This window comes from Alteromonas sp. C1M14 (genome assembly GCF_018860965.1).
Classification (GTDB): domain Bacteria; phylum Pseudomonadota; class Gammaproteobacteria; order Enterobacterales; family Alteromonadaceae; genus Alteromonas.
Genome location: NZ_JAHKQF010000002.1, coordinates 103851 through 118211, shown reverse-complemented (window position 1 = coordinate 118211; position 14361 = coordinate 103851). Strand labels below are relative to the sequence as shown.

Genomic DNA, 14361 nt, shown 5'->3' with positions numbered 1-14361 from the left:
GGTTTTATCCCACGCTTCATGCGCTAACAAACTAACGGCCAACACAAATGAATAACAACCTGTATGTCACCAAACGCAATGGCGAAAAAGAAGTCATTGATTTGGATAAAATCCACAAAGTGATTACATGGGCAGCAGAAGGACTCAGTAATGTTTCTGTTTCCCAGGTAGAGATCAAAGCACAAATACAATTTTATGACGGTATAAAAACCGGTGAAATTCATGAAACGCTCATTAAGTCTGCCGCAGACTTAATCTCTACCGAGGCACCTGATTATCAATATCTTGCTGCCCGTCTTGCGATCTTTCATTTACGTAAAAAAGCGTACGGGCAATTCGAGCCTCCCACGCTTTATGAACATGTGCAAAAGATGGTCGCGGCAGGTAAATATGATGAACACTTGTTGTCTGATTTCTCTGAACAAGAATTCAATGAAATGGACAAATTCATCGATCACTGGCGTGACATGACTTTCAGCTATGCTGCCGTGAAGCAGTTGGAAGGCAAATACCTGGTTCAAAATCGGGTTACCGGTGATATATACGAAAGCGCGCAATTTTTATATGTGTTGGTAGCAGCCTGTTTATTTGCCGGCTACGACAAAGCCACTCGCCTTAGCTATATACGTCGTTTTTACGATGCGGCTTCAACGTTTAAGTTGTCACTGCCAACGCCAATCATGGCCGGTGTACGTACCCCTACTCGTCAATTTAGCTCCTGCGTACTTATCGAAACCGGTGATAGCTTAGATTCTATCAATGCCACAGCCAGCGCCATTGTAAAATACGTGAGCCAGCGCGCGGGTATCGGTGTGAATGCGGGTCGCATCAGAGCCCTAGGTAGTCCGATTCGTGGCGGCGAAGCCTTCCACACCGGTTGTATTCCTTTTTATAAATACTTCCAAACGGCAGTTAAAAGCTGTTCTCAAGGTGGTGTACGTGGTGGCGCCGCGACCTTGTTCTACCCCCTATGGCATATGGAAGTTGAATCGTTACTGGTACTGAAAAATAACCGTGGTGTGGAAGAAAACCGGGTACGTCATCTCGACTACGGCGTACAATTTAATAAACTGATGTATCAGCGTATGATGAAAGATGATTACATCACGTTATTTAGCCCTTCTGATGTACCAGGTTTATACGACGCGTTCTTTGCTGATCAAGATAAATTTGAACGCTTATACGTACAGTACGAACAAGACGACAGCATTCGTAAAAAACGCATTAAAGCGATGGAATTGTTTAGCCTGTTTATGCAGGAACGTGCGTCAACAGGACGTATTTATTTACAGAATGTAGATCACTGTAATACCCATAGTCCCTTTGATCCTGCAGTAGCGCCGGTAAGACAAAGCAACTTGTGTCTTGAAATCGCGTTGCCTACTAAGCCGTTAGAACACGTTAACGATGAAAATGGGGAAATTGCCCTTTGTACGCTTTCTGCGTTTAACCTAGGTGCGATTAATTCATTAGACGAATTTGAAGAGTTGTCGGATCTTGCCGTGCGCGCGTTAGATAGCTTGTTAGATTACCAAGACTATCCGGTTCCAGCGGCGTATCACGCTACCATGAACCGACGTACTTTAGGTATTGGCGTAATTAACTTTGCCTACTACTTGGCAAAAAATGGCGTGAAATACTCTGACTTTAGTGCCAATTCCCTAATTCACAAAACCTTTGAGGCAATGCAATACCACTTGCTAAAAGCGTCGGTTAATTTAGCGAAAGAAAAAGGCGCATGTCCTAAATTTAACGAAACCACATACGCCAAAGGTTTGCTTCCTATCGATACCTATAAAAAGGATCTGGATAAAGTATGTGATGAACCCTTGCAGATGGACTGGGAAGGACTACGTAAAGAAATTTTAGCCCATGGGTTACGTAACTCTACCCTATCGGCTCTGATGCCATCAGAAACGTCGTCACAAATATCCAATGCCACAAACGGTATTGAACCACCTCGTGGTCATATCAGCATTAAATCCAGTAAAGATGGCGTGCTTAAACAGGTGGTGCCTGAATACGAAACCCTCAAAGATCAATATGAATTATTGTGGGATATTCCGTCTAATGATGGTTACCTACAACTGGTAGGCATTATGCAAAAATTCATTGATCAGACCATTTCGGCCAACACCAGCTACGACCCAGGCAAGTTCGAAAGTGGCAAGGTGCCAATGAAGCTGTTACTTAAAGATCTGCTTACGGCTTACAAATTGGGGGTGAAAACCCTGTATTACCATAACACCCGTGATGGCAATACCGACAGCAGTTCTGTGGCGGTAAAACAAGTGCAAGAGTCTCAACCAAACGCACAAACCGCTGTGTTGGAAGATGACGACGACTGTGCCGGCGGCGCCTGCAAAATATGATTGTGCTTTAAGGCGGGCCTTTCCCGTCTTAACTCTCTTACCGTAACCCGTATATCGAGCGATTCAGCAGTTATGAAATACACGACATTTAACCAGAAAAGTGTTAATCCGTTAACCGAGCCTATGTTTTTCGGTAATCCTGTTAATGTTGCACGCTATGACCAGCAGAAACACAGTATTTTCGAAAAGCTGATAGAAAAGCAAATTAGTTTTTTCTGGCGTCCGGAAGAAGTGGATGTCACCCGTGACCGGGTAGATTTTCAGAAGCTCACCGAACCAGAACAGCATATTTTTATTTCTAACCTCAAGTATCAAACCCTCTTGGATTCGGTACAGGGTCGTAGCCCTAATATAGCCTTTCTTCCAATTGTGTCTTTACCTGAACTGGAAACGTGGATAGAAACCTGGTCATTTTTTGAAACCATTCACTCCCGTTCATACACCCATATTTTGCGTAATTTGTTTTCGGATCCCAGTAATATTTTTGAAGATATTGTGGTCAATGATCAAATTAAGCGGCGGGCGGCGGACATTTCTAAATACTACGATGATCTGATTTTTCATACCCAGCTTTGGCAAACCCAAGGTGAAGGGATGCATACGGTTGAAGGTAAGACCTATGAAATCAATATGCGAGTATTAAAGAAAAAACTGTATTTGTGTATGAACTCCGTAAATGCCTTAGAAGCCATTCGTTTTTACGTTTCTTTCGCCTGTACTTTTGCTTTTGCCGAACGGGAGCTGATGGAAGGTAACGCGAAAATTATTCGTTTGATTGCCCGGGATGAAAACCTGCATTTGTCTTCTACTCAGCACATACTCAATTTGTGGGCCAAGGGTAAAGATGATCCTGAAATGGCAGACATTGCCAAAGAGTGTCATGAAGAAGCACGACAGATTTTCATTAATGCGGTAGAACAAGAAAAAGAATGGGCGGACTATTTGTTCCAAAACGGCTCAATGATTGGTATGAATAAAGAAATTCTTTGTCAGTACGTTGAGTTCATTGCGAATCAACGTATGAGTGCCATCGGCTTCGATAGCCCCTTCGATGTAAAAAGCAATCCATTACCCTGGATGAACAACTACCTTAATTCAGATAACGTACAGGTGGCGCCTCAGGAGTCTGAGATCAGCTCTTACCTTGTAGGTCAAATTGATTCAGCTGTTGGTGAAGGTGATTTCGCTGACTTCGAGTTATAATTTAGCTTAGCCGAATGGGCAAAAACGATAAAACACGCCGCATTGATATTATCAATGTGGCGTGTATTGATTCTCACGTTGACAAAACACTGCTGGAGTCTCTAGAAGCGTCTGGCATCGATTGTCACTACCATTGTCGAGATGGGTTTTGTGGTGCTTGTCGAACCAACTTGGTATCAGGAACAGTGGAATACACCACCGATCCTCTCGCCTTTATTGATGATGACGAAATTTTACCCTGCTGCTGCTACCCCACCACGGATATAAAAATTAATATTCCCCGTTAAACGGCTCGTTTCTTTCTCAGCACCAACACAATACCACCTAAGATGGCCACACTGGCAAGAAGTATACGGGTACTAATTTGCTCACCTAAAAATAGCCAGCCCATGACGGTTGCAATAACCGGTACAGATAACTGTATAGTGGCGGCATTGGTGGATTTTAAAAGCGGCAGTACATGATACCAAAGTGCATAGCCTAATCCTGATGCCATTGCCCCAGAGGCCAAGGCTAACAGCGCCCCATTCACTCCAATCTGTGTATCATCGACCATCAATAAAAACAAAATAGCCGCGATGGGAGTGGCTTTCACAAAGTTACCACCGGTCATAGCAAGCGGCGAAGATACTCCCTTCCCCATAATAGAATAGGCGCCCCAGCCAATACCGGCCAAAATCATTATTGACGCCGCAAGCAACGGTGGCGACGACAAGCCGGGCAGAAGCAAAATAACTAACCCGCCAAGGGCAACAATAAAACCGCTGCATTGTACCAAGGTAAAGGTCTCACCTTTGTAGAACCCCCACAGCAACATCGTTAGTTGCACTGCGCCAAACAATAACAGTGCCCCGGTGCCGGTACTCATACTTACGTAGGCATAGGAAAATCCGGCAGCGTAGATAAATAACGCTATCGCGCCCGACCAAGAACCAGCGCTTAATACGTTCTTCTTTCTAACAAGTAGCAAAATACTGAGAGTAAAGGCACCGCTGGCTAAACGAATAAAGGTAAATGATGTGGGGTCGATAAGGCCTTCAGCCAACGCCATTCGGCATAACAATGAGTTTGCCGCAAAGGCGATCATTGCAAATACAATATAAAGTGTCGTCGATATGGCCATGCCAACTCCTAAGAAATCTCTACGGTACATGACCTTACGAAGCATCGATTAATTTCAAAATACTAAACGAAAGACGAAAAAAAAGCACCCTGAGGTGCTTTTTTCATTCTTTACAGTTTCAAACCTAATCGGTCTGCCACTTCAATGTAGGTTTCAACCACAGAGCCAAGCCCTTGGCGGAAGCGGTCTTTGTCCATTTTCTTGCGGGTTTCTTTATCCCATAAACGACAACCATCAGGTGTAAACTCATCGCCTAAAACAATATTGCCTTGCTTATCGAGGCCAAACTCCAGTTTATAATCAACCAACAGCATGCCGGCTTCATCAAACATCGCTTTAAGCACAGTATTTACTGCAAAGGTAAGACGCTTCATTTCTGCAATTTGAGCTTCGGTGGCCCATCCAAAACACACGATATGATGATCATTGACCATAGGGTCGTGTAAGGCATCGTTTTTCAAAAAGAACTCGAACAATGGCGGATCTAGCGTTAAACCTTCTTCAACACCTAAACGACGTACCAGTGAACCCGCTGCAATATTACGTACAACACATTCGACTGGGATCATATCCAGCTTTTTCACTAGCGAATCGTTATCTGAAAGTAACGACTCTACCTGGGTGGCAATCCCGGCCTCTTCCAGTTTGTTCATGATGAAATGATTAAACTTGTTGTTTACCTCGCCTTTGCGATCCAACTGTTCAATTTTTTCGCCATCAAAAGCTGACGTGTCATTTCTAAATTCAAGAATCAATTTGTCAGCATCATCAGTCAAATAAACTGTTTTAGCCTTACCACGATAAAGTTCTTCGCGCTTTTCCATCATTACTCTCAAGAAAAATTAGATATCCAGGTTATCTTCAGACATGACCTGAGAAAATTGGTCATACATATCAGCTACCTGTTTAGGTTCAAAGGGTTCACTTTCATCATTCATAAATGTGATCGTGGTTCGATTACTACCCGCTGCCGCGACCTTTAATCGGTAGTTACCTTCTTCTAACAACTCATCATCGCTGCTAAAGAAATTATTCCACCAACCGTCGTCACCGCCATTGTAATTCACAAACAACAATCCAGTCGACTTATCAAGGTCTTTCACATCAAAGCCTAGTTTACGCAGTACCAGTAGCAAACGTGGCCAAGCGATATCATACTGAGCGTCAACCACATAAGCTGGCTCACCTTGATCATCAAAACCTAATTCGATATTTAAACCACGTCTGATTTGCGCAATACGTTTGGTTTGATGCAGTTTTAATTGATAGTCATAATAGGCAATAACCTCGTTGAGGATTTCAACCTCTTCTCGGCGTTCTGTAATATCATCAACCTCAGTAACAGTGCTGTCACCATTGACGATAGTTTTGTAATCTTGTAATTGCGCATGCAATGCAGCCGTACGCCCATGAGGTTTTACATCTAGGGTGAACACAAAGCGTCTAGCAATTTCTATTTTATCTTCTTCTGCCCATTTATACCAAGAGGTATACCAGCTAGATTCGTCTTCCTGCTTCTCGGCGACCCATTCGGTCACTAACCGGTTGTTAGCTTCATCGAAGGAAGCTACGCCAATATTATTTTCATCCAAATAATTGCGAATGTTATTCCAAATCGTCGTAGCAAGAGGTTGGCTGTCATCCACTTGGTCAAACCAAACCGTGGCGTCCTTTTTGCCTTCTTCTATATGAGAGCCGCTTACCAAAGGTAAAACCAATGCTGGAGACTGCACAGACAGGGATTTCCCTACCGGTTCATCTTCTACGTTTTCGTCAACCTGAGGTAATGAAAATTCTTGGGAAAAGTCAGGTTTATCTAGTTCACCTGGCACTTTCAGTGATGCCTGCTCACTTGCTTCTAGGTAATCATAATTGCCTGAAGCCGTTTTATAATCCTGTTGGCTAGAACAACCTGCCAGGGTCAAAATGGTAAGACCACTGAACAAAGCCAGTATGTTTTTCATAAGGTTCCTTATTAACCAGAAATCAATGCGTGTTTTTCTAATAGTTCTTCGAGTTGTTTTTGGCTCGCAAGTTCCGGTAAAACCATAGGTAATCGTAATTCTGCGCTTTCCATCAGGCCCATTTTATACAAAGCCCACTTCGGCATTACCGGGTTTGGCTCAATAAACATGCCGTCATGAAGGGTCGCAATGGATGAATTTATTTGACGACATTGTTCAAAATTACCGTCAAAAGCCGCCACACACATACGAGAAATTGCGTTAGGAACAACGTTCGCCGTTACCGAGATAACACCATCCCCTCCAGCACAGAGAAATTCAGCACTGCTGCCATCATCACCACTAAGCAAGACAAAGTCAGAAGGGACCACGGCTTGCGTCTCTTTGAGGCGTTGAAGATCACCGGTGGCATCTTTTAAACCGACGATATTGCTGTGTGAGGCTAATTGCGCAACGGTCTCTGGCAACATATCGGCCACGGTGCGACCCGGTACATTGTACAGTAAAACCGGCAAATCGGTGGCATCGGCTACCGCATTAAAATGGGCAACCATCCCTCGTTGCTGAGGTTTATTGTAATAAGGCACAACGCTTAAAAAACCGTCGATCCCCAAACCGGCCATCTGTTTACTCAGAAAAATGGCTTCATCGGTAGCATTGGCACCACTACCGGCAATCACAGGGATTTTACCGTTGGCAAATGCCACCGTCTGTTTCACAACTTGAATATGTTCTTCAAAAGGCAGTGTTGCTGACTCACCGGTGGTCCCCACGGCAACAATACCATGTGTACCTTGGTCGATATGAAACGCCACCAACTTCTCCAGTGCAGAGTAATCAATCTCACCAGACGCTTTCATCGGTGTAACAAGTGCGACGTAACTGCCTTTAAACATAATCTCTCCTGCTTTTGTGAGCGCACATGTTAATGAGGTAAACAAGCAAAAACAAGCATCGCGCCATGCTTTTTGTGAATATTTGCATTGTCCGAGACTAACAGTGGCCAAAAAAAAAAGCTTCGTGATACCATTCGTCTGTGTTTTCCAAGACCAGACAGCCATGAGACATCAATTGATCGTCAATATTTTAGGTACTGACCAAAAAGGTATCCTAAGTGAAATCGCCGGTGCAGTATCAGAAGCCCAGTGTAATATCCTTGATAGCCGACAAGCTATTTATGGTCGTGAATTTTCTTTAACCATGATCATCGAAGGCAGCCACCAAGCGGTGACAAGAGCGGAACTTACCATTCCGCCTAAATGTCAGCAATTAGGCTTGCTGGCTATGATTAAACGTACGAGTCATCATGAAAAACAAAATTTAGATCATTTGTACGATGTGGAATTTCAAGGTGCCGATAACCCAGGACTTTTGCAAACTGTCACCACCTTCTTTGCCGAGCGGCAAATCTCTATTAGTGCTTTTAGACAAAGTACTTTTGCAGACGCCGAACTCAGACAACCGATGGTAAGCAGTAAGTTTGTGGTCTCTGTTCCCGATGATGTTAATGTCGAAGAAATGAAAGCATCACTTGACCAGTTATTCACCTCGTTGCAGCTTACCGGAAAGGTAACAGACAAACATAAAGGAGATTTATGAATACCCTAGCCGCGGGAGGTAAAGCCCCAGCCTTTTCACTTCCAGATGAAAACAATAACAACCTAGCCTTGGCCGATTTCAAGGGCAAAAAGGTGCTTATGTATTTTTACCCTAAAGCCATGACGCCAGGTTGTACCGTTCAGGCACAACAACTGCGGGATCATAAAGACGCTCTAGCTGAACATAATGTCACTGTTTTAGGTGTGAGTCCTGATCCGGTAAAACGGTTACCCAAATTTATTGAAAAAGAGCAGTTAAATTTCACCCTGTTATCCGATGAGGACCATAGCGTTGCCGAGGCTTTTGGCGTTTGGGGGCTTAAGAAATTTATGGGCCGGGAATACGACGGAATTCACCGCATTAGTTTTCTTGTTGATGAAAACGGCGTGATTGCTAAAGTTTTTGATAAATTCAAAACCAAAGAGCATCATCAAGTGGTGTTAGATTACCTAAATAGCTAGCATTAGATGACCCCAGCCCGATAAATAAGGGCTGGGTTTACCCGTTATTTGGTATTCATCTCATCGGTATAAATATCACCCGGGCTACCAGACCAAGCGGTGATAACGGCCTTCACTAAGGTTGCCAGCGGAATGGCAAAGAACACGCCCCAAAAGCCCCACAAGCCACCGAAAAACAACACCGCAATAATAATATAAAGTGGATGCAAGCTTACCGCTTCAGAAAATAAAAGCGGCACGAGTAAATTGCCATCTAACGCTTGAATGATGCCGTAGGCCACCATCAGATACCAAAATTCAGGAGATACTCCCCATTGGAACAGAGCAACTACCGCCACCGGAATGGTGACCACAGCAGCACCGATGTACGGAATTAACACCGATAATCCCACTAATACCCCTAACAAGATGGCATAGCGTAAATCCATCAACACAAAGGTGATACAAGAGACCGCCCCCACGATGATAATTTCGATCACCTTACCGCGTATATAGTTGGCGATCTGGGTATTCATCTCATGGCCAACCTGGGTAATTAAACGGCGTTCTTGAGGTAATAAAAACGAGATATTATCTAAAAAGAAGTGTTTGTCTTTTAACATAAAAAAGACCATTAACGGCACTAAGATCATATACACTAATATGGCCGCTACGTTACCAATTGAACTAAATGAAGCAGAGATTAGATGTTGCCCAATTTCCACAAGATGATCGTTTAACCCTTCCATCATTTGTTGAATTTGATATACCTGAACGTAATCAGGGTATTTATCAGGTAACCGCAATATCCAATCTTGCGCGTTTTGCCATATCAAGGGCGTTTCTTGAATCAGATTAACACTTTGCCGGCTTACCGTAGGTAACAAACCTACCAACAAGAGTATGGTGATTGCGGTGAACACCAACATCACAATACTGCAGGCAAATGTGCGCCCTACCCCGATATTGACTAAACGATTGACTGGCCAGTCCAAAAGGTAGGCGATCACAGCCGCCACCATAACAGGCATGATAAGGCCACCCCAAAAAACCAGTACCGCTGCGGTCAATAGGATAAGAATAAGCAGCATTGCTGCGTCAGGATCAGAAAATTTTCGGCGATACCATCGACCGAATACATTGAATAAACTCATATTTTCTGCTTTGTGTGCTCGTGAAAGTTAGGCATCATAGGTGAAATCATCTCATATAACCAATTGTATTGCCGCTTATAATACATACCAACAAACAGAATTTTACACCTTTATGCGACATTCTTTGTATTATGACTGAAGCATAGTATTATCCTACTGAAATGTGCGGCACAATGATTCATTGGCACGACATAAAAATGAAACTTAGCAATAGATTACTACTCTAAGTGTCAACGCATTGGTTGTACTCGAACATGTAAGGCTTCATGAGATATATAGCGCGTATTAGTTTAAAACTTGGTTTGCTCCTGCTCGCGATGAGCTTTTCTGCTATCGCACAAGAAAGCAGCTTTAGCGACAAAAACGCCCTGCCCGAAATCGGCGTGGTGGCTTCAGACACCTTATCGTTAGATAAAGAAATGCTTATTGGTGATGCGGTCATGCGCCAAATGCGCGGTCAAGCCCCTCTTGTCAGAGATCCTGTGCTTGATGAGTATCTACAAGATTTAGGTAACCGGCTAGTGGTACAAGCCGATAATGCCAAATTTCCATTTCAATTTTTTTGGGTCAATAACAACGCAATTAATGCCTTTGCATTTTTTGGTGGCCACATTGGTGTACATACAGGCTTAATTCATAACGCAAAAACAGAAAGCGAACTGGCTTCGGTGCTGGCCCATGAGATTTCCCACGTTACCCAGCGTCACCTAGCCCGTTCCATGCAAGCGCAACAACGTGCAGCCCCTATCGCCCTTGCAAGTATTATTGGCGGGGTTTTATTGGCCATGGCAGACCCACAAGCGGGCATGGCGGCCATTTCAGCAGGCCAAGCCACCTCTGCTCAAATGCAAATCGATTACACCCGTTCCAACGAACAAGAAGCCGACCGCATTGGTATCTCTATTCTCGCCCGAGCAGGGTTTGATCCTAGAGGGGCCGCGAGTTTCTTTTCAACATTGGCTGAACAATATCGTATGGTATCTCAGCCACCTGAAATACTGCTGACTCACCCATTAACCGAAAATCGTGTGGCTGAAGCACGGGCGCGCATTGCCGATTTTCCAACGGTCAATCTTAAACCTAGTTTATCATTCCAACTTGCCAGAGCCCGCGTAATGGCTCGATATACCCTAAACAAAAAGTACAGTTTGGACTATTTCAAAGCCGCTGTAGAGAAAAAAAATTATGCACTGAAAGACGCAGCCCTGTACGGTTTAGCGCTGGCTTATTTTAGAAATGAAAAACTGTCCCAAGCGCAAAATATCATCAATCAGTTGCTCGCCAAGGCGCCAGAAAACCTTTTCTACGTGGATGCTGCGACGGATATCTCCATTGCCACAGGTCAGTATGATCAAGCAATAGACCGCATTACGCCGCTTTTAGCTCATACACCACGAAATCAGGTGCTTGCCCTTAATCAGGCAAACGCCCTTATTTATGCAGACAGAAATGATGAAGCTATCAGCATATTAAAAGACTTTTTATTAGTGCATCCACAATATGAATTAGCCTATCAATTACTCACTGACGCCTACAAAAACAGTCAGAATTTTAAGGGTATGCATCAAAGCAAGGCGGAAGTACTGGTATTAAACGGCGTCTATCAACGTGCCATCGACGAGTTGCAATTTGCGTATAATTTTACAGAAGACAATTATTTAGAAAAACAACGGATCCGCGCACGAATACGTCAATTAAGAGAAGAAGAAGACCGCTTAAAACGCCTTTAACTTTAAAGCAGATACGACGAGCAAACAGGCTTAGATCCCGTGTTTGGCAAGCGCCTGTTCAATACTTTTTTCGCCTTGCTCTCCATATAAACTGGCTTTAACTTCGCCTTGTGGCGAAATCAAGTAAGTGGCAGGCAAATATGCTGGATAGGGCATTGGGAATTTGGTGTCGTCATTCACCACAATCACATCAAAGTGTATATTCAATGTATTAACTAGTGTGTTGAGTTCGCCAGGGGTTTTAGGGTCAAAACTTACACCATATATTTTTACCTTGTCGTCTAACTGCGTCGCCAGTTTGTTTAACGCGGGAATTTCTCTTAAACAAGGTGCACACCAAGGTGCAAAAAAATTGATAATGCGCCATTGCTGGTGATCATTACGCCAATTGACCTTGTTGCCTTGCAGGGTATAAGCATCGGGCTTAAGCAAGGTATAACTCAACACCCCTGCCCCAACTGACAGCACAGCGAACAAGAACCAACCAAATCGATGGGCTAACCTACCCTGTTTATTTTTCTGTTTAGTCATAGGTAATTGGGCCTCTTCCTTGTTAGAATTGAAGACAGTTGAACTATACTACAAACAGAATGGTGACAATGAAAACTATCACATTACTTCATAACCCCAGATGTTCAAAAAGCCGTCAGACTTTGGCATTGTTACAAGAAAAAGGCATCTCACCGACAATCATCGAATACCTCAAACAGCCGTTAGATGGGCAACAAATTGCACAAATAGCCAAACAATTAGGGGTAAACTCTTACCGTGACATGATGCGAACAAAAGAGCCCGAATATAAACAATTAGGCTTACACAACGCACAAACAAGTGAAAACGACTTACTTGACGCCATGGTGTCGGTGCCAAAGTTAATAGAGCGCCCGGTGGTCATTGTGGGCGAGCAGGCTCGTATAGGCCGTCCGCCTGAAGCGGTTTTGGAATTGATAACATGTTAAAGGTTTTGGTGCTTTACTACTCTCGTCATGGAAGCACAAAATCCCTGGCGATGAATATTGCCAAAGGTATTGAAAAAGAGGGGCTTGAAGCGGTAATACGCACCGTTCCACCGATCCCAGAGTATTTATCGACTCAGGCAGCTGTACCCCAAGAAGGTGCCCCCTACGTTACCCATAACGATCTCACCGAATGTGCGGCCCTAGCTCTCGGTAGCCCCACGCGGTTTGGTAATATGGCCGCACCTTTAAAGCATTTTATTGACAGCACAAGTCAAGGGTGGCTTAAAGGTGCCCTTATCGACAAGCCTGGATGTGTGTTCACATCCAGTAGTAGCCAGCATGGAGGACAAGAAACAACACTCTTGACCATGATGATACCGCTTATTCACCATGGCATGATATTGTGCGGTTTACCTTACTCAGAGCCGGCTTTACACGACACCACATCCGGAGGCTCGCCTTACGGTGCCACCCATGTCGCCGGTCATTCACCATCGGTATTAACCAAAGATGAACTCACACTGGCACAAGCTCAAGGAAGCCGTCTGGCCCGCTTAACCAAACAATTAAACAGCAGGTAATTATGACCCCCATGATGCCCAAAACCCGACTATATCGCTGGGTTGCCCTTATCAGTTACTTATTGTTGCTTGGTTGGATCACCGTGTGGCAGTTTGTACTCGTCGAAGCGCGCATATACTCTACGCTTTTTGTTGCTTTGGTGTATATCTTACCCTTGGTGCTGCCCTTACGAGGACTGGTGGCAGGAAAACCCTATACCCATGCTTGGGCAAACTTTGTCATCCTGTTTTACGTTATCCACGGGTTTACCGTAGCTTATGCCGTCCCTGCAGAGCGGGTATATGCCATTATCGAACTGCTACTTTGCACCACCATGTTTACCGGTTGTTGTGTTTATGCCCGTCTTCGTGGCCGCGAACTGGGGCTGGGATTGAAAAAGCTCAAGCAAGTCATGGCAGAAGAAAAAGCGGCTTTTGAAGGGAAAGAAGAGAATAACTAGCTCGCTATCGTTGCAAAAAGCTAGCTTTTGGGCTCGTCAACCCCCGCGGTTTTAGGTACGTCAAAACCGAGTTCCCGTTTGACCATACCCACCGAGAGCTTTTTTTGCTCTTGTAATGAACGGGTGTCTAACCGGTCAAGTAACGATAATAATGCAGGGAGATCCCGATCACTGTGGTGAAGCAAAAACTGAATTGCCTGCTCTGAGAACTTTAACCCTCGCTGTGCGGCACGATTTTTTAACACCTGTGTTTTGGCGTTTTCATCAAGAGGATGAAGCTGAAACGTCATGCCCCAACTTAATCGTGAGCGTAAATCAGGCAGTAAAAATGCTGGATGGTGTGCACCGAATTGTGACGTCCACAGCAGCATCGCCCCTTGATTATCGACGATGCGATTAATAAAGTGAAAAACCGCTTCTTCCCACTCCCGATGCCCAGCGATAACATGAATGTTATCAAGACAAATAAAAGGCAAACATTCTAAGCCATCGAGGATCGCAGGAGACCACGCCGGTATGTTCTCCATATTCAAGTAGATATGACGAATATTTTTATTCGCTAATTGGTGACAAAACGCATACAGCAGATGACTTTTTCCCCGTCCCGCACCGCCGGTGATGGCAACGCCGGGCAACCGACTTTTACTTAGCGCACTTAACGCCGTGGCGTTTCGCCATTGGGCCCCTTGCTCGGATAAGCTAATAAGTAAATTGACCACTGCCCCATTATCGCCATAAATAAAACTGTCAAAAGTTTCATCAGTGGGCAATGTTACGGGCAAAGGTAGCTGCATGT

Annotated in this window: 16 protein-coding genes; 9 read left to right on the top strand and 7 right to left on the bottom strand. The window is 44.3% G+C overall.

Features of this window, described 5'->3' with window-relative positions; all coding sequences use genetic code 11:
* Positions 1–47 precede the first annotated feature (47 nt).
* The 3 genes from nrdA to yfaE all read left to right on the top strand — a co-directional run bounded on the left by nrdA (position 48) and on the right by yfaE (position 3862).
* Positions 48–2372 carry a class 1a ribonucleoside-diphosphate reductase subunit alpha gene (gene nrdA / locus KO501_RS01035; protein ID WP_216027789.1) on the top strand — a complete coding sequence of 775 codons (2325 nt, stop codon included), beginning with the start codon at positions 48–50 and terminating at the stop codon, positions 2370–2372.
* Positions 2373–2444: 72 nt separating this feature from the next.
* Positions 2445–3575 (top strand): class Ia ribonucleoside-diphosphate reductase subunit beta, encoded by a 1131-nt coding sequence (gene nrdB, locus KO501_RS01030; RefSeq protein ID WP_216027788.1) that lies wholly within the window; start codon positions 2445–2447, stop codon positions 3573–3575.
* Between the two features lie 14 nt (positions 3576–3589).
* Positions 3590–3862 carry a class I ribonucleotide reductase maintenance protein YfaE gene (gene yfaE, locus KO501_RS01025; protein WP_216027787.1) on the top strand — a complete coding sequence of 91 codons (273 nt, stop codon included), beginning with the start codon at positions 3590–3592 and terminating at the stop codon, positions 3860–3862.
* Here the strand turns inward: yfaE and KO501_RS01020 are convergent.
* From KO501_RS01020 to dapA, 4 genes are all read right to left on the bottom strand, one after another.
* Complete coding sequence (locus KO501_RS01020) at positions 3859–4698, bottom strand: DMT family transporter (RefSeq protein ID WP_216027786.1); 840 nt, start codon at positions 4696–4698, stop codon at positions 3859–3861. The two genes, yfaE and KO501_RS01020, sit on opposite strands and share 4 nt — an antisense overlap.
* Positions 4699–4808: 110 nt before the next feature.
* Entirely contained in the window at positions 4809–5522 is a 714-nt protein-coding gene (purC, locus tag KO501_RS01015) for a phosphoribosylaminoimidazolesuccinocarboxamide synthase (RefSeq protein ID WP_216028174.1), read from the bottom strand.
* An 18-nt stretch (positions 5523–5540) separates the two neighbouring features.
* Positions 5541–6662 carry an outer membrane protein assembly factor BamC gene (gene bamC / locus KO501_RS01010; RefSeq protein WP_216027785.1) on the bottom strand — a complete coding sequence of 374 codons (1122 nt, stop codon included), beginning with the start codon at positions 6660–6662 and terminating at the stop codon, positions 5541–5543.
* 11 nt (positions 6663–6673) lie between these two features.
* Complete coding sequence (dapA, locus tag KO501_RS01005; RefSeq protein ID WP_216027784.1) at positions 6674–7558, bottom strand: 4-hydroxy-tetrahydrodipicolinate synthase; 885 nt, start codon at positions 7556–7558, stop codon at positions 6674–6676.
* 163 nt (positions 7559–7721) lie between these two features.
* On the opposite strand from dapA, the gene KO501_RS01000 reads away from it, so the two are divergent.
* On the top strand, positions 7722–8261 hold the full coding sequence (locus KO501_RS01000; RefSeq protein ID WP_216027783.1) for an ACT domain-containing protein: 540 nt from the start codon (positions 7722–7724) through the stop codon (positions 8259–8261).
* A complete protein-coding gene (gene bcp / locus KO501_RS00995; protein ID WP_216027782.1) occupies positions 8258–8722 on the top strand; it encodes a thioredoxin-dependent thiol peroxidase in 465 nt (154 codons plus the stop codon). Before KO501_RS01000 ends, bcp begins: the two co-directional genes overlap by 4 nt.
* A gap of 44 nt (positions 8723–8766) precedes the next feature.
* On the opposite strand, the gene KO501_RS00990 is transcribed toward bcp, so the two are convergent.
* On the bottom strand, positions 8767–9855 hold the full coding sequence (locus tag KO501_RS00990) for an AI-2E family transporter (protein ID WP_252728050.1): 1089 nt from the start codon (positions 9853–9855) through the stop codon (positions 8767–8769).
* A 266-nt stretch (positions 9856–10121) separates the two neighbouring features.
* Between KO501_RS00990 and KO501_RS00985 the strand changes: the two genes are divergently transcribed.
* Positions 10122–11585, top strand: a complete 1464-nt coding sequence (locus KO501_RS00985) for a M48 family metalloprotease (protein ID WP_216027781.1) — start codon at positions 10122–10124, stop codon at positions 11583–11585.
* 30 nt (positions 11586–11615) lie between these two features.
* On the opposite strand, the gene KO501_RS00980 is transcribed toward KO501_RS00985, so the two are convergent.
* Positions 11616–12116: a TlpA disulfide reductase family protein gene (locus KO501_RS00980; RefSeq protein ID WP_216027780.1), complete on the bottom strand. Its 501-nt coding sequence runs from the start codon at positions 12114–12116 to the stop codon at positions 11616–11618.
* 68 nt (positions 12117–12184) lie between these two features.
* Between KO501_RS00980 and arsC the strand changes: the two genes are divergently transcribed.
* The 3 genes from arsC to KO501_RS00965 are packed head-to-tail and all read left to right on the top strand — an operon-like array spanning position 12185 to position 13565.
* On the top strand, positions 12185–12544 hold the full coding sequence (gene arsC, locus KO501_RS00975) for an arsenate reductase (glutaredoxin) (RefSeq protein WP_216027779.1): 360 nt from the start codon (positions 12185–12187) through the stop codon (positions 12542–12544).
* Positions 12538–13125 (top strand): NAD(P)H:quinone oxidoreductase, encoded by a 588-nt coding sequence (gene wrbA, locus KO501_RS00970; RefSeq protein WP_216027778.1) that lies wholly within the window; start codon positions 12538–12540, stop codon positions 13123–13125. Before arsC ends, wrbA begins: the two co-directional genes overlap by 7 nt.
* Positions 13126–13136: 11 nt before the next feature.
* Positions 13137–13565 carry a DUF2069 domain-containing protein gene (locus tag KO501_RS00965; protein ID WP_216028172.1) on the top strand — a complete coding sequence of 143 codons (429 nt, stop codon included), beginning with the start codon at positions 13137–13139 and terminating at the stop codon, positions 13563–13565.
* Positions 13566–13585: 20 nt separating this feature from the next.
* Here KO501_RS00965 and hda read toward each other — a convergent pair whose 3' ends face one another.
* Positions 13586–14359 carry a DnaA regulatory inactivator Hda gene (gene hda, locus KO501_RS00960; RefSeq protein ID WP_216027777.1) on the bottom strand — a complete coding sequence of 258 codons (774 nt, stop codon included), beginning with the start codon at positions 14357–14359 and terminating at the stop codon, positions 13586–13588.
* Positions 14360–14361: the final 2 nt, after the last annotated feature.